This is a genomic window from Geodermatophilus arenarius (genome assembly GCF_042654585.1).
In the GTDB taxonomy this organism is placed as follows: domain Bacteria; phylum Actinomycetota; class Actinomycetes; order Mycobacteriales; family Geodermatophilaceae; genus Geodermatophilus; species Geodermatophilus arenarius.
Genome location: NZ_JBHSGR010000040.1, coordinates 1 through 15397 on the forward strand (window position 1 = coordinate 1; position 15397 = coordinate 15397).

Sequence of the window (15397 nt, forward strand, 5' to 3'; positions counted from 1 at the left end):
CTTCCCCCTCGCGCCCCCCGCACCCGCCGTCGCGCCGCAGGCCCCGGCGCCCGCGGTCGAGGACCCCGCCCCGGTCGCCGCGGCACCGGTGGAGGCGGCCGCCACCGAGCCCGCCGGCGGCGGCTGGGCCACCCCGGCCCTCGCGGCCGGCGGCGTCGCCGGCCTCGGGGGGACCGTGCTGGCCACCCGGCGGGTCCTCCCGCGGCTGCGCCGCGGCTGAGCTGCCCGTCCGGGTGCGGTCCGGCGCCGCGGCTGCCGATGGAGGAGCCGTGCACGTCGACCGCCGTCCGCGCCTCGCAGCCGCCGCCGTCGCCGTGGCGGCCGTCCTCTCCCTGGTCGGCGGCGTCCCGGCCGCCCGGGCGGAGGAGGGTGCCCCGGCCGCCGGCCACACCGTCGTCGGCCGGCTGGTCCAGGCCTACGCCGACCCCGAGACGCCGGGGCGCCACCACGGCGCGGCGGAGGACCCCGGGCTGCTGAGCTGGATCCGGACCGCGCCGGGGGAGACCGTGCGCGTCCCCACCGAGGACCTGGGCGGCGCCGAGGCCGGCGCGACCGTCGAGGTGACCCTGGGCGGTCCCGTCGAGGACGCCGCCTCGGAGGACGGCCTGGAGCCCGCACACGAGGTGCTGTCCGCCGAGGTGGTCGCCGCGGCCGACCGGCCGCCGACCGCCCCGGCGACGGAGCCGGTCAACCACCCGGTGCGCGTGGTCATGGTGCAGCCGGCCGACGCCGCGGCCCAGCGGTCGGCCGACCCCACCACGCTCGCCGACGTCGTCGCCGCGGTGGACGGCCCGGTGGCCGACTACTGGTCGCAGCAGACCGGCGGCAGCATCCGGTTCGGCGTCGTGAGCCGGACGGACTGGATCCCCAGCACCGCCACCTGCGAGGACCCCTTCGCCCTGTGGGACGCGGCGGCCCGGGCGGCGGGCTGGACCCCGTACCGCGGGGAGCACCTGCTCGTCTACGTGCCGCGGGACGCGCCCGGCTGCGCCTACGGCCTGGGCACCGTCAGCGGGTCGATGGGCGAGGGGGGAGTGGCCTACGTCCAGGACACCGGCACCTCGGTCATCGCCCACGAGCTCGGCCACAACCTCGGCCTCGGGCACGCCTCGGCGCTGCAGTGCGACCGCTCGGTGGAGACCGGCACCTGCCGGACCTCGTCCTACGCCGACTACTACGACGTCATGGGCTTCTCGTGGGAGCGGCTGGGCTCGCTGTCCGCGCCGCACGTCGCCCAGGTCGTGTCGTACCTCCCCGCCATGGACGTCGGCCCGGACGGCGGCACCTACGTCCTCCCGCGCTGGGACGCGAGGACCGCCGACCGGGCCCACGCGCTGCGGTTCACCGACGCTGACGGCGCCGTCTACTGGCTGGAGTACCGGCCCGCCGGCGGCACCGGCCGCGACAGCTGGCTGGGGCAGCTCGGTCCCGCCGCGCCGCAGCCGGGCGTGCTGCTGCGCCGCACCGCGCCGGGGCAGGACGACGACACGCTCCTGCTCGACGGCACGCCGTCGGCGAGCAGTGGCTGGAGCGCCGACGTGCAGGTCGTGCTGCCCGCGGACGGGCGCGCGGTCCCGGTCTCGGGCGGCGACGTCACCGTCGCGGTCCGGGCCGTCACCCCCGAGCAGGCCACGGTGGAGGTCGTGCCCGCCGGCCCGGCGGCGATCGCGGCCGCGGCGGCGGCCGACGGCGGGCTCGGCACCCCGGGCTGGCCGGCCACCTGCGGGCTGCCGTGGGGCGGGTGCGTGCAGCACTTCCCCGGCGGCAGCGTCTACCACTCGCCGGCGACGGGCGCGCACGTCGTCCGCGGCGTCCTGCTCGAGGAGTACCGCCGGCGGGGGGACTCCTCCGGGAGCGGCATCGGCTACCCGACCGGAGAGCAGTACGCGACCCGGGACGGCGGGTGGACGCAGGCGTTCCGGTGGGGCCGCATCCACTGGTCCCCGGCGACCGGTGCGCACCTCGTCGGCGCGGTCATCGGCGCGGCGTACGACCCGCTGTGGGGCGAGTCCGGTCCGCTCGGCTACCCGGTGGGCGACCAGTACGCGACGGCGAACGGCGGCGCGACGCAGGCGTTCCAGCACGGGCGGATCCACTGGTCGGCCGCCACGGGGGCACACGCGGTGTACGGCGACGTCTCCCGCGCGTACGACCCGCTGTGGGGCGAGTCCGGCGTGCTGGGCTACCCGGTGGGGGAGCGGTACGCGACCGCCAACGGCGGCGTGACCCAGGCGTTCCAGAACGGCCGCATCCACTGGTCGCCCGCGACCGGGGGCCACGCGGTCCACGGCGAGGTCTCGAGGGCCTACGACCCGCTGTGGGGCGAGTCCGGGGTGCTCGGCTACCCGGTCACCGACCGCTACCCCACGGCGAACGGCGGGGTGACCCAGGCGTTCCAGAACGGGCGGATCCACTGGTCCCCGGCGACCGGCGGGCACGCGGTGCTGTCGGTGATCGGCCGGGCCTACGACCCGCTGTGGGGCGAGTCCGGCGTGCTCGGCTACCCGGTCGCGGCCCGCTACCCGACCGCGCAGGGCGGCTGGACGCAGGCGTTCCAGAACGGGCGGATCCACTGGTCGCCCGGCACCGGGGCGCACGCCGTGCACGGCCCCGGCCGCTTCGAGTACGACCGGCTCTGGGGCGAGTCCGGCGTGCTGGGCTACCCGGTCACCGAGCCGTACCCGACGGTGGGCGGCGGGGTGACGCAGGCCTTCCAGAACGGGCGGATCCACTGGTCGCCCGCGACCGGCGCCATCCCGGTCACCGGTGCCGTCTCGCGCGCGTACGACGCCGTGGGCGGGGAGGCGGGCCGGCTGGGCTATCCCGTCCGGCACGGCGCCTGGATCCGCCCCGACGTGTACCGGCAGGACTTCCAGGGCGGCAGCGTCACCTCCTCGTCCCTCGGGACGCGGGTCACCTACGCCTCCTGACCCCCTCGGGGGACGGACGCCGGCGACACCTCAGCCACGGACGGACCCGTGCCGATACGCGTGCCATGTCGCGTACCCGGAGCCTGTCCCGGCTCGGCGCCGCCCTGACCGGGGCGGTCACCACCACGCTGCTCGTCCTCGCCGCGGCTCCCGCGCACGCGGCGGACGAGCCGGTCACCATCGACGTGCTCAAGGTCGTCGACGGCGAGTACGTCGTCGAGACCGTCTCCGTGCCCGGCGGCAGCGCCGACCGGACGGAGGCCTCCCTCGAGGCGCGCGCCGACGTCGTCGAGGCGAGCCCGTCGGTGACCTACCGGCCGCAGGGCGGCGACCCGTTCTGGGAGGCCGACGACCCGCAGCAGGTCGGCGCCGTCCGGGACGTGTGGCCGAGGACCCGCGGGGCCGGCCAGGTCGTGGCCGTCCTCGACACCACCGTCGACACCACCCACCCCGACCTCGCGGGCGCGTTCGTCCCGGGTACGGACACGACCGGCGCGGCACCCGACGGCGAGTGGCACGGGACCGGCGTGGCCGGCGTGATCGCCGCGCGCGCCGACAACGGGATCGGCAGCGCCGGCATGGCCCCGGAGGCGCGGATCATGCCCGTCCGCGTGTGCGCACCGAGCTGCCCCTCCGCCGCGGTGGCCCGCGGGATCCTCTGGGCCGTCGACCACGGCGCCGACGTCGTCAACATGTCCCTCGCCGGCGCCGGCTACTCCGACGTCACCGGGGTCGCCATCCGCTACGCCCTCGACCGGGGTGTCCCGGTCGTGGCCTCCACCGGCAACGACGGGCTCAACGGCAACCCGGTCATGTACCCGGCCGCCAACAGCGGGGTCGTCGCCGTCTCCGCCACCACGCCGACCGGGGCCCCGGCCGACTGGGCGGTGCACGGCTGGCAGGCCGACGTCGCCACCGTCGGCGAGAGCGTCCTGCTGCCGATGCCCGGCGACGGGTACGGCAGCGGCAGCGGCACCTCGTTCTCCGGTCCGGCCGTCGCCGGCGCCGTCGCCCTGCTGCGGGCGAGCCACCCCGGCATCACGCCCGAGCAGGTGCAGGCGGCCCTGCAGGCCGGCGCCGACAGCAGCGGCACGTGGGACCGCGCCTGGGGCGCCGGCCGCCTGTCGGTCCCGGCCGCCTTCGCCGCCGCCGACCGCGCCGGCGCCGCGCCCACGGTCGTGCCGTCCCCGGGCACCCTCGACGTGAGCTGGGCGCCGGTCGCCGGGGCCACCTCCTACACCGTGCGCGTCGACGGCGCCGTGCGGGCCACCGTCACCGGCACCACGGCGCAGGTCACCGGGCTCCCCGACGGCAACCAGGTCGCCGTCGACGTCCAGGCCGACGGCGGGGCGCGGAGCGCGGCGGCCCTCGCCACGGTCGGCCCCGCGGCCCCCGCGACGCCGACGCTGCACTCCGCGACGCTGCGGGGCACCGCCACCAGCGCGGTCCTCGACGTGACCGCGTCGGTCGCCGGCCCCGCGGTGCCGAAGGTGGCCCTCTACCGCGACGGCGTCAGCATCGGCGTCTACGCCGTGAGCCTGACCGGTACACCGCGGACGGTCGGCATCGGCATCGGCGCGATGCCCACCCAGGAGACCCGCTGGCAGCTGCGCGGGGTGGACGACCTCGGCCGCCAGTCCGGCTTCTCCGACGCCGTGGTCACCGGCAGCGGACGTCCCGCCCCGCCCGGGGCGGTCACCGGCCTGACCGGGCGGACCGACGGCGACCGCGCCCTGCTCACCTGGGACGACGTGGGCGTCGCGTACACCTACCGCGTCGCCGTCGACGGCGCCGTCGTGGCCACCCCGCAGACGGCCGGTGCCGCGGTCGCCGCCCCGCCGGCCGGGACGTCGCGCGACTACGCGGTCGCCGTCGTCGACGCCTGGGGGCAGGCGGGTCCCGAGGTGACCGTGACGGTCTCGTCCACCGTGGCGACGAGTCCCGGCGCCCCGGCCGGCGTCACCGCCACGGCCGGAGACCGGTCGGCGACCGTGTCCTGGTCCCCGGCCGCCGACAACGGCAGCCCGGTGACCGGCTACACCGTCACGGCCGCGCCCGGCGGCGCCACCGCCACCACCACCGGGGCGACGAGCGCGACGGTGACCGGCCTGACCAACGGCACGTCCTACACGTTCACGGTGACCGCCACCAACGCCGTCGGCACCGGCCCGGCCGGCGCGCCGAGCGCCGCGGTGGTCCCGGCGGGCGTGCCGTCGGCCCCGACCGGCGTGACCGCCCGGGCCGGCGACGGGTCGGCGACGGTGTCGTGGACGGCGGCGCCGGCGAACGGCAGCCCGGTGACGGGCTACACCGTCACGGCCTCGCCCGGTGGCGCCACCGCCACCACCACCGGGGCGACGAGCGCGACGGTGACCGGCCTGACCAACGGCACGTCCTACACGTTCACGGTGACCGCCACCAACGCCGTCGGCACCGGCCCGGCCGGCGGGCCGAGCACGGCCGTCACGCCGTCGGGGGCCGACGCCGGCACGAGTGCCGTCGCCGCGGCGTACGCGGCCACCGGCGGCAGCACCGGCCCGCTGGGGGCCCGCGTCGGCGCGGCCTACGCCACCACCGGGGGCGGCCTGACCCAGGCGTACCAGAACGGGCGCATCCACTGGTCGGCCGCCACGGGCGCGCACGCGGTGTACGGGGACATCTCGAGGGCCTACGACCCGCTGTGGGGCGAGTCCGGGGTGCTCGGCTATCCGATCGGCGACCGGTACCCGACGCCGGGCAACGGGTGGACGCAGGCGTTCCAGTTCGGCCGGATCCACACGTCCCCGGGGACGGGCGCGCACGCGGTGTACGGGGACATCTCGAAGGCCTACGACCCGCTGTGGGGCGAGTCCGGGGTGCTCGGCTACCCGGTGGGCGACCGCTACCCGACGCCCGGGAACGGCTGGACCCAGGCGTTCCAGTTCGGCCGGATCCACACCTCGCCGGCCAGCGGCGCGCACGCGGTGTACGGCCCGGTCTCGGGCGCCTACGACGCGCTGCGCGGGGAGTCGGGGGTGCTGGGCTACCCGGTGGGCGCCCGCTACGGCACGGCCGGGGGCGGCATCACCCAGGCCTTCCAGAACGGGCGCATCCACTGGTCACCCGGAACGGGCGCCCACGCCGTGTACGGGGACATCTCGAGGGCCTACGACCCGCTGTGGGGCGAGTCCGGGGTGCTCGGCTACCCGGTGAGCGACCGCTACCCCACGCCCGGGAACGGCTGGACCCAGGCGTTCCAGTTCGGCCGCATCCACACCTCGCCGGCCAGCGGCGCGCACGCCGTGTACGGCGACATCTCGAGGGCCTACGACCCGCTGTGGGGCGAGTCCGGGGTGCTCGGCTATCCGATCAGCGACCGGTACCCGACGCCAGGGAACGGGTGGACGCAGGCGTTCCAGTTCGGCCGGATCCACACGTCCCCGGGGACGGGCGCGCACGCGGTGTACGGGGACATCTCGAAGGCCTACGACCCGCTGTGGGGCGAGTCCGGCGTCCTGGGCTACCCCGTCGGGGCCCGGTACCCGACGCCGGGCAACGGGTGGACGCAGGCGTTCCAGTTCGGCCGGATCCACACCTCGCCGGCCACCGGCGCGTACGCGGTGCTGCAGCCGATCTCCCCGGTCTACGACTCCCACTGGGGCGAGTCCGGGCAGCTCGGCTACCCGCTGGGCAACGCCGTCACGGCCGCCGACGGCAGCGTGAGCCAGGCGTTCCAGCGCGGCCGCATCACGGTGCGGGGCGGTCAGGTGACGGTGAGCCTGGGCTGACCCGGCCGCGCGGCCCCGGGCTCCCGGGGCCGCGCGGCGCGGCCCCTACTCGGCGTCGGCGATCGTGCAGATGACCGCGCCGCTGGTGACGGTGGCGCCGACCTCGGCCGACAGCCCGGTCACGGTGCCCGCCTTGTGCGCGGTGAGGGGCTGCTCCATCTTCATCGCCTCGAGGACGACGACGAGGTCACCGGCCTCGACGGTGTCACCGTCCTCGACGGCGACCTTCACGATCGTGCCCTGCATCGGCGAGGTCAGGGAGTCGCCGGACACCGCGGAACCGCCGTGGCCCGAGCCCCGCTTGCGCGGCTTGGCGCCACCGCCGGCGGCCACCGGCGCCCCGCCGCCCGCGGCCAGCCCGGCGGGCAGGGAGACCTCCAGCCGCCGCCCGCCGACCTCGACGACGACGGTCTGCCGCGGCTCCTCCTCGTCGGCCCCGGCCGGCGCTGCGCCGTAGGGCTGGACCTGGTTGTCCCACTCGGTCTCGATCCAGCGGGTGTGCACGGTGAACGGCTCGCTGGTGAACGCCTCGTCGCGGACCACCGCGCGGTGGAACGGGATGACGGTGGGCATGCCCTCGACGACCAGCTCGTCCAGTGCGCGGCGGGCACGCTGCAGCGCCTCCGCACGGCTGGCGCCGGTGACGATCAGCTTGGCCAGCATCGAGTCGAACGCGCCGGCCACCTCGCCGCCGGTCTCGACGCCGGAGTCCCAGCGCACGCCCGGGCCCTGGGGGATCTCCAGCCGGGTGACCGGGCCGGGGGCCGGCATGAAGTTGCGGCCGGCGTCCTCGGCGTTGATCCGGAACTCGATGCTGTGCCCGCGCGGGGCCGGGTCCTCGGTGATCTCCAGCGGCAGCCCCTCGGCGATGCGGAACTGCTGGCGCACCAGGTCGATGCCGCTGGTCTCCTCGCTGACCGGGTGCTCCACCTGCAGACGGGTGTTGACCTCGAGGAAGGAGATCGAGCCGTCGACGCCGACGAGGTACTCGACGGTGCCGGCGCCGTGGTAGCCGGCCTCCCGGCAGATCGCCTTGGCCGACTCGTGGATGCGCGCCCGCTGCTCGTCGGTCAGGAACGGCGCCGGGGCCTCCTCCACGAGCTTCTGGTTGCGCCGCTGCAGCGAGCAGTCGCGGGTGCCGACGACGACCACGTTGCCGTGCGTGTCGGCCAGGACCTGCGCCTCGACGTGCCGCGGCTTGTCGAGGAACCGCTCCACGAAGCACTCGCCGCGGCCGAAGGCCGACACGGCCTCGCGGACGGCGGAGTCGAACAGGTGCGGGATCTCCTCCTCGGTGCGGGCGACCTTCAGGCCGCGCCCGCCACCGCCGAACGCGGCCTTGATCGCCACCGGCAGGCCGTGTTCCCGGGCGAAGGCCAGCACCTCGTCGGCGCCGGAGACCGGGTCCTTGGTGCCGGGCACCAGCGGCGCGCCGGCCTTGGTGGCGATGTGCCGCGCGGCGACCTTGTCGCCGAGGGCGACGATCGACTCGGGGGAGGGGCCGATCCAGGTCAGCCCGGCGTCGAGGACGGCCTGGGCGAAGTCGGCGTTCTCCGACAGGAAGCCGTAGCCGGGGTGGACGGCGTCGGCGCCGGAGCGCTTCGCGGCGTCGACGACCTTGTCGATGACCAGGTAGGAGTCGCCGGGCGTCGTCCCGCCCAGGGCGAACGCCTCGTCGGCGACGCGGACGTGCAGGGCGTCGCGGTCGGGCTCGGCGTAGACCGCGACGCTGGTCAGCCCGGCGTCCCGGCAGGCGCGGGCGACCCGGACCGCGATCTCCCCGCGGTTGGCGATCAGGACCTTCTGCACCGGCGTACTCCCTCGAAGACGGACCGGTCGGACTCTAGCCAGCGCCCGCCCGCCCGCCCGCAGTAGGGCGGGGAGCCGAGAGCGCGGCTCAGCCGGCGGCCGGCTTGGTGACGGCGTACCGGAACCCCCGCCAGTTGGGTCCCGGGCTGTCGTCGGGCTGGACCCGCAGCACCACCAGGCCGCGCTCGGTCAGGCGGGGCAGCAGGACCTCCATCGGCAGGCCGTGCATCTGCAGCACCGCGCCGAACCGCCGCCGGACGTAGGCGTGCACCAGCGGCCGGGGCACCGTCCGGTACAGCCGGCCGACCAGGGTGTCCGACGGGCCGGTGGGGACGGCGAAGACCGCCAGCCCGCCGGGCCGCAGCACCCGGCCGAACTCCTCGGCGTAGCGCAGCGACAGCTCGGGCGGCATGTGCTGCAGCACGATCGTCGACAGCACCAGGTCGAAGCTGTCGTCGGGGAACACCGACAGGTCCGCCGCCTCGTTGTGGACGAAGGTGCAGCGGCCCTCGGGGTCGTGCCGGCGCGCCTCGGCGAGCATCGACGGCGCGATGTCCACCCCGGTGACCCGGTCGAAGTGCCGGGCCAGGGCCTGGGTCAGCCGGCCCACCCCGCAGCCGAAGTCCAGCGCCGTCTCCCGCCGGGCCGGCAGCCGGAGGGAGTCGGCCAGCGCCATGACGTCGTCGACCACGCGGACGCCGGTCGCGAAGAACTCCTCGGGGTCCCAGCGCCCGCCGCGGCGGTCGGGCTCGGTGAGCACCGCCCACATCGGGTCCCGCGAGCCGAAGGTGTCCCACGCCGTGCGCAGGGAGCGTGTGTCCACGGCCGGACCCTAGGCCGGTCGGTGGGTGGCAGCCAGCGCCGCGGCATCCGTGCTGGTCAGCGCCGCCAGAGGTCGGTGACCGTGAGTCCGCGGCGGCGCAGCTGCTCCCGCAGCGCGGCCAGCGACAGCCCGACCACCGACGCCGGGTCGCCCTCGACCCGGCGCACGAACGGGGCGCCGAGGCCGTCGAGGGTGAACGCGCCCGCGACCGCCAGCGGCTCGCCCGTGGCCAGGTAGGCCTCGACCTCCGCGGCCGTCGGGGTGGCGAAGTACACGACGGTCGAGGTGACGACGACGTCGCGGGACTCGACCACCCCGCCGCGGACGTCGAGCAGTGCCTGGCCGGTGTGCAGCACGCCCGAGCGGCCCGACATCCGCCGCCAGCGCTCCCGCGCCTCGGCGGCGTCGGCCGGCTTGCCCATCGGCTGGCCGCGGAACTCCAGCAGCGAGTCCGCGCCCACCACCAGGGCGTCCTCCTCCCGCGCGGCGACGGCCGACGCCTTGGCCGACGCCAGCAGGGCGACCCGCTCGGCGACGCGCGGCGCCGTCACCGTGGTCTCGTCGACGTCGCTGACCACGACCTCGGGCGCGAGGCCCGCCTGGCGCAGCAGCGCCAACCGGGCCGGGGACGCCGAGGCCAGCACCAGCCGGCGGGTCCCGGTCATGCGTTCTCCTCCCCGGCGCTCGTCGTCCGCGGCCGCGGCTCTGCCCGTGGTCCGCACGAGCTCGCGAGCTCGCTCACGCGAAGCGCCCGGACGCGCGCCAGCCGCCGGGGCCGGGCTGCAGCGGCTGCCGGTGCGCGTCGGCTCGGCTCGCCCACGCACCGACCGGGGTCGGGCGCCGGCGCGGCCGGCGCTGCGAGAGCGCGGCCACGACGACGGTCAGGGCGGCGAGCTCCTCGTCGGTCGGCTCGCCGCGGACCACCCGCAGGAGCGGGCGCTGCTCCTCGCTCACAGGCCGATGTCCGCTCACAGGGGGATGTTCCCGTGCTTCTTCGGGGGCAGCGTCTGGCGCTTGTTGGCCAGCAGCCGCAGCGCCTTGGTGATCTCGATGCGGGTCTCCGAGGGGCGGATCACCTGGTCCACGTACCCGCGGTCGGCCGCGATGTACGGCGACAGCAGCGCGTCCTCGTACTCGGTGATGAGCTCCGCGCGGCGGGCGTCGGCGTCCGGGGAGTCGGCCAGCTCGCGCCGGTAGAGGATGTTCACCGCGCCCTGGGCGCCCATGACGGCGACCTGCGCGGTCGGCCAGGCGAGGTTCAGGTCGGCGCCGAGGTGCTTGGACCCCATGACGTCGTAGGCGCCGCCGTACGCCTTGCGCGTGATGACCGTGATCTTCGGGACCGTGGCCTCGGCGTAGGCGTAGATGAGCTTCGCGCCGCGGCGGATGATCCCCTCCCACTCCTGCGACGTCCCGGGGAGGAAACCCGGGACGTCGACGAAGGTGAGCACCGGGACGTTGAAGGCGTCGCAGGTGCGCACGAACCGGGCCGCCTTCTCGCTGGCGTCGATGTCCAGCGTGCCGGCGAACTGGGTGGGCTGGTTGGCCACGACGCCGACCGGCCGGCCCTCGACCCGGCCGAAGCCGACCACGATGTTCGGCGCGAACAGCGCCTGCACCTCGAGGAACTCGCCGTCGTCGAGCACGTGCCCGATGACGGTGTGCATGTCGTAGGGGGTGTTCGGCGAGTCCGGGACGACCGTGTCGAGCTCGTGGTCGGAGTCCGTGACGCCGTCCGGCGTCGTGTCGGCCGGGGCGACCTCGACGGCCGGCAGCGGGTCGAGGTTGTTGCTCGGCAGGTAGGACAGCAGCGCCTTGACGTAGTCGAGCGCGTCGGCCTCGTCCTCGGCCAGGTAGTGCGCGACGCCGGACCTGGTGTTGTGCGTGCGGGCGCCGCCGAGCTCCTCGAGGGTGACGTCCTCGCCGGTCACGGTCTTCACGACGTCGGGACCGGTGATGAACATCTGGCTCGTCTGGTCGACCATGACGATGAAGTCGGTGAGCGCGGGGGAGTAGACGTGCCCGCCGGCCGCGGCGCCCATGACCAGCGAGATCTGCGGGATGACGCCGGAGGCGTGCACGTTGCGCCGGAAGATCTCGCCGTAGAGGCCGAGGGAGACCACGCCCTCCTGGATGCGCGCGCCGCCGCCCTCGTTGATCCCGATGACCGGGCAGCCGTTGCGGATGGCCAGGTCGAGGACCTTGACGATCTTCTCGCCGTAGACCTCGCCGAGGCTGCCGCCGAAGACGGTGACGTCCTGGGAGAACACGCACACCGGGCGGCCGTCGACCGTCCCGTAGCCGGTGACGACGCCGTCGCCGAAGGGCCGCCGGGCGTCCATGCCGAAGTTGCTGGAGCGGTGCCGGGCGAACTCGTCGAGCTCGGTGAACGAGCCCGGGTCCAGCAGCGCCTCGATCCGCTCGCGGGCGGTCATCTTGCCCGCGGCGTGCTGCTTCTCCACCGCCCGCTCGGAGCCGGCGTGCGTGGCCTCCTGGACGCGGCGCTCGAAGTCCGCCAGCTTGCCGGCGGTCGTGTGGATGTCGATGTCGCCGGGGACCTGCTCGCCGGCGTTCTCCAGTTCAGCCGCACTCACGGCCCGTAGCGTAGGGGAGTGCCCGACACGCCCTCCGCCCGCTGGTCGGAGCTGGACCGCCCCCCGCTCGACGCCGCGGCGCTGCAGGCCGCGCTGACCAGGGACAGCCGGCTGTGGCGCTCCCTGGAGGTGGTCGGGGAGGTCGGCTCCACCAACGCCGTCCTCGCCGACCGGGCCGCCGACGACGACCTGCCCGAGGGCGCGGTCCTCGTCGCCGAGCACCAGGCCGCCGGGCGCGGCCGGCTCGACCGCACCTGGACCTCCCCGCCGCGGGCCGGGCTCACCGTCTCGGTGCTCCTGCGGCCCGACGTCCCGGCCGCCCGCCGCGGCTGGCTGCCGCTGCTCACCGGCGTGGCGCTGGCCGAGGCCGTCGGCGAGGTCACCGGCGTGCGCACCTCGCTCAAGTGGCCCAACGACCTGCTCGCGGTCGACGGCGCCAAGCTCGCCGGGATCCTGGCCGAGGCGGTGTCCGCCCCCGCCCGCCCCGCGGTCGTCGTCGGGACCGGGCTCAACGTCGGCACCCGCCGCGAGGAGCTCCCGCCGACCGGGTCGTCACTGGCGCTGGTCACCGGAGCCCCGGTCGACCGGGGGCCGGTCCTGCTGGCCTACCTGCGGGCGCTCGAGCGGCGCTACCTCGCCTGGACGGCGGCGCTCGGCGACCCGGTCGCCACCGGCCTGGCCGCGGACTACCTCGCCTGGTGCTCGACGGTCGGCGCCGAGGTGACCGTCACGCTGCCCGACGGGTCGGCGCTGTCGGGCACCGCGACCGCCGTCGACTGGGACGGCCGGCTGGTGGTCCGCACCGACGGCGGCACGGTGGAGCTGGCCAGCGGGGACGTGCAGCACGTCCGGACACGCCCCGCCGGAGCCTGACGCGCGGTCCGCGCTCGGTCATCCTGGCGAGGTGCCCTACCCCGACAGGCTGCTGGCCGACGACGAGGAGGTCGTCGTCCACCTGCACCCGCACTGGACGACGCTGTTCTGGCCCGTGGTCGGGCTCCTCGCCGTCGTCGGCGCCGGCTCCTACCTCGCCGCCCTCGTCCCGGCCGGCCGCCAGCAGGGCGTGCTCCGGTCGGCGCTGCTGGCGGCGGTGCTGGTCGCCCTCGTCGTGCTCGTCGTGCGCCCGGTGCTGCGCTGGCGGACCACGCACACCGTCGTGACCACGCACCGGCTGCTGGTCCGCTCGGGCGTGCTGTCCCGCCGCGGCCGGGACGTGCCGCTGTCGCGCGTCACCGACGTCTCGATCCACCAGACGCTCGGGCAGCGGGTGCTGCGCTCCGGGACGCTGACCGTCGAGACGGCCGGCGAGGGCGGCCCGGTGGTGCTCGAGCGCCTGCCCGCCTGCGCCGACGTGCAGCAGCTGCTGGTCCGGCTGGTCGAGGAGGACGCGGACGGGGACCCCTGGGCCGGCGCTGCCGCCGACCGGTACGGGTACGACGACGCCGGGGTGTGACCGACCGGTCACGGCGAGCCTGGCCCGGTTCTGTCGTACCCCCGACCTACCCTGCGCGCCCATGCGGCTGCTGCACACCTCGGACTGGCACATCGGGCGGTCGCTGCACGGCGCGGAGCTGCTCGCCGAGCAGGAGGCGGTGCTGTCCGGGCTGGCCCGGGTCGTGGCCGACGAGGGCGTCGACGCCGTCGTCGTGGCCGGGGACGTCTACGACCGGGCGGTGCCCTCAGCCGACGCGCAGGCCGTGCTCGACCGGGTGGTCGGCCGCCTGGTCGGCGCCGGCGCCACGGTCGTCCTCACCCCGGGCAACCACGACTCGGCGCGGCGGCTGGGCACCTTCTCCTCGCTGCTGACCAAGGCCGGGCTGCACGTCCGCGCCGAGACCGCGCGGCTGGACGAGCCGGTGCTGCTGGCCGACGCGCACGGCGAGGTCGCCGTCTACGGGCTGCCCTACCTCGAGCCGGAGATCGCCCGGCACGAGCTCGGCGTGCCGGACGCGCGCAGCCACGAGGGCGTCCTGCGGGCGGCGATGGACCGGGTGCGAGCCGACCTGTTCCTGCGCCAGGGCACCCGCTCGGTGGTGCTCGCGCACGCCTTCGTCGGCGGCGGGGTGGCCAGCGACAGCGAGCGGGACATCTGCGTCGGCGGGGTGGACGTGGTGCCGGCGCCGGTGTTCGACGGCGTCGACTACGTGGCGCTGGGGCACCTGCACCGCCCGCAGACCCTCAGCGACCGGATGCGCTACAGCGGCTCCCCGCTGGGGTACTCCTTCGGCGAGGCCGGGCAGGACAAGCAGGTGTGGCTGGTCGACCTCGGCGCCGGCGGGCTGGCCGGCGTCCGGTCCGTGCCGCTGCCCGCGCCCCGGCCGCTGACCGTGCTCACCGGCACCCTCGACGACCTGCTCGCCGACCCCGCCCACACCGCCGCCGAGGAGGCCTGGGTGTCCGCCCGGCTCACCGACCCCGTCCGCCCCGCCGACCCGATGCGCGCGCTGCGCACCCGGTTCGGCCACTGCGTGCACCTGGAGTGGATCGGCGGCACCGCCGGCGGCGACGGCCGCAGCTACCAGGACCGGCTGCGCGGCCGGGACGACCTCGACGTCGCGGGGGAGTTCGTCGCGCACGTCCGCGGCGGGGTGGGCGTCACGCCCGCCGAGCGCGACCTGCTGGCCCGGGCGCTGGGCGCCGCGGGCCGCGAGGAGCTCGCCCGGTGAGGCTGCACACCCTCACCCTCACCGCCTTCGGGCCCTTCGCCGGCACCGAGACCGTCCGGGTCGACGAGGTGGCCCGCGACGGGCTGTTCCTGCTCTGGGGCCCCACCGGCGCGGGCAAGACGACGCTGCTCGACGCCGTGGTCTTCGCGCTCTACGGCACCGTCCCGGGCGCCCGCGGCGAGGCCCGCCGGCTGCGCAGCGACCACGCCGACGCGGCCACCCGCACCGAGGTCTCCTGCGAGCTGACCCTCGCCGGCGAGCGGCTGCTGGTCGTCCGCCGCCCGGAGCAGACCCGGCCGAAGAAGCGCGGCACCGGGGAGACCACCGAGCAGGCCAAGCTCACCGTGCAGCGCCACACGGCCGACGGCTGGGAGCCGGTGAGCACCCGCATCGACGAGGGCTCGGAGTACCTGCGGGTGCGGCTGGGCCTGTCGGCCGAGCAGTTCTGCCAGGTGGTGCTGCTGCCCCAGGGCGACTTCGCCCGCTTCCTGCGCGCCGAGCCCGAGGACCGCGGCCGGCTGCTGCGCACCCTGTTCGACGTCGACCGGTTCGCCCGCGCCGAGGACTGGCTGGCCGGGGAGCGGCGGGCCGCCGAGGAGGAGCTGCGCGCCGACCGGCACCGGGTCAGCACGCTGCTGCACCGCGTCGCCCAGATCGCCGACGTCGAGGTGCCCGAGGAGCTCGCCCCCGAGCTGGTCGGCGCCCGCCCCGGCGCCTCGGTCGGCGCCTGGGTGACCGGGGTGCGGGGCCGGGCGGCCGAGCGGCTGGTCGCCGCGGCCGCCGAGGCCGTCGACGCCGTCGTCGCGCG

The 15397-nt window shown here is 76.4% G+C and carries 12 protein-coding genes; 7 read left to right on the forward strand and 5 right to left on the reverse strand.

The annotated features are described in order from the left end of the window. From ACFO3M_RS22345 to ACFO3M_RS22355, 3 genes are all read left to right on the forward strand, one after another. Positions 1–220: hypothetical protein (locus ACFO3M_RS22345; protein WP_387994325.1), on the forward strand; the 220-nt coding region annotated here is incomplete at its 5' end. Positions 221–269: 49 nt separating this feature from the next. Further along, entirely contained in the window at positions 270–2930 is a 2661-nt protein-coding gene (locus tag ACFO3M_RS22350; RefSeq protein WP_387994327.1) for a zinc-dependent metalloprotease family protein, read from the forward strand. Positions 2931–2995: 65 nt separating this feature from the next. Continuing rightward, complete coding sequence (locus ACFO3M_RS22355) at positions 2996–6697, forward strand: S8 family serine peptidase (RefSeq protein ID WP_387994330.1); 3702 nt, start codon at positions 2996–2998, stop codon at positions 6695–6697. A 45-nt stretch (positions 6698–6742) separates the two neighbouring features. Here ACFO3M_RS22355 and ACFO3M_RS22360 read toward each other — a convergent pair whose 3' ends face one another. The 5 genes from ACFO3M_RS22360 to ACFO3M_RS22380 form a co-directional block, all read right to left on the reverse strand. Next, the gene (locus ACFO3M_RS22360) at positions 6743–8506 is read right to left on the reverse strand and encodes an acetyl/propionyl/methylcrotonyl-CoA carboxylase subunit alpha (RefSeq protein WP_387994332.1); all 1764 of its coding nucleotides are present in this window, start codon (positions 8504–8506) and stop codon (positions 6743–6745) included. 88 nt (positions 8507–8594) lie between these two features. After that, a complete protein-coding gene (locus ACFO3M_RS22365; RefSeq protein WP_387994335.1) occupies positions 8595–9329 on the reverse strand; it encodes a class I SAM-dependent methyltransferase in 735 nt (244 codons plus the stop codon). 56 nt (positions 9330–9385) lie between these two features. Beyond that, positions 9386–9994, reverse strand: coding sequence for a Maf family protein (locus ACFO3M_RS22370; RefSeq protein ID WP_387994337.1), 609 nt, complete (start codon positions 9992–9994; stop codon positions 9386–9388). Between the two features lie 73 nt (positions 9995–10067). Next, positions 10068–10283 carry an acyl-CoA carboxylase subunit epsilon gene (locus ACFO3M_RS22375; protein WP_387994340.1) on the reverse strand — a complete coding sequence of 72 codons (216 nt, stop codon included), beginning with the start codon at positions 10281–10283 and terminating at the stop codon, positions 10068–10070. Positions 10284–10297: 14 nt separating this feature from the next. Then, entirely contained in the window at positions 10298–11923 is a 1626-nt protein-coding gene (locus tag ACFO3M_RS22380; protein WP_387994343.1) for an acyl-CoA carboxylase subunit beta, read from the reverse strand. An 18-nt stretch (positions 11924–11941) separates the two neighbouring features. On the opposite strand from ACFO3M_RS22380, the gene ACFO3M_RS22385 reads away from it, so the two are divergent. From ACFO3M_RS22385 to ACFO3M_RS22400, 4 genes are all read left to right on the forward strand, one after another. Continuing rightward, positions 11942–12796 carry a biotin--[acetyl-CoA-carboxylase] ligase gene (locus tag ACFO3M_RS22385; protein WP_387994346.1) on the forward strand — a complete coding sequence of 285 codons (855 nt, stop codon included), beginning with the start codon at positions 11942–11944 and terminating at the stop codon, positions 12794–12796. 31 nt (positions 12797–12827) lie between these two features. After that, complete coding sequence (locus ACFO3M_RS22390; RefSeq protein ID WP_387994349.1) at positions 12828–13376, forward strand: PH domain-containing protein; 549 nt, start codon at positions 12828–12830, stop codon at positions 13374–13376. Between the two features lie 61 nt (positions 13377–13437). Next, positions 13438–14589, forward strand: a complete 1152-nt coding sequence (locus ACFO3M_RS22395) for an exonuclease SbcCD subunit D (RefSeq protein WP_387994352.1) — start codon at positions 13438–13440, stop codon at positions 14587–14589. Beyond that, on the forward strand, positions 14586–15397 hold an 812-nt coding region (locus ACFO3M_RS22400), incomplete at its 3' end, for an AAA family ATPase (RefSeq protein ID WP_387994354.1). The genes ACFO3M_RS22395 and ACFO3M_RS22400, both read left to right, overlap by 4 nt.

What these genes read in the sequence shown, in the direction of transcription:
- ACFO3M_RS22370 (WP_387994337.1), bottom strand. Translation starts at nt 9,994, where the DNA reads ATGACCGGGACCCGCCGGCTGGTGCTGGCCTCGGCGTCCCCGGCCCGG.
- ACFO3M_RS22395 (WP_387994352.1), top strand. Translation starts at nt 13,438, where the DNA reads ATGCGGCTGCTGCACACCTCGGACTGGCACATCGGGCGGTCGCTGCAC.
- ACFO3M_RS22355 (WP_387994330.1), top strand. Translation starts at nt 2,996, where the DNA reads ATGTCGCGTACCCGGAGCCTGTCCCGGCTCGGCGCCGCCCTGACCGGG.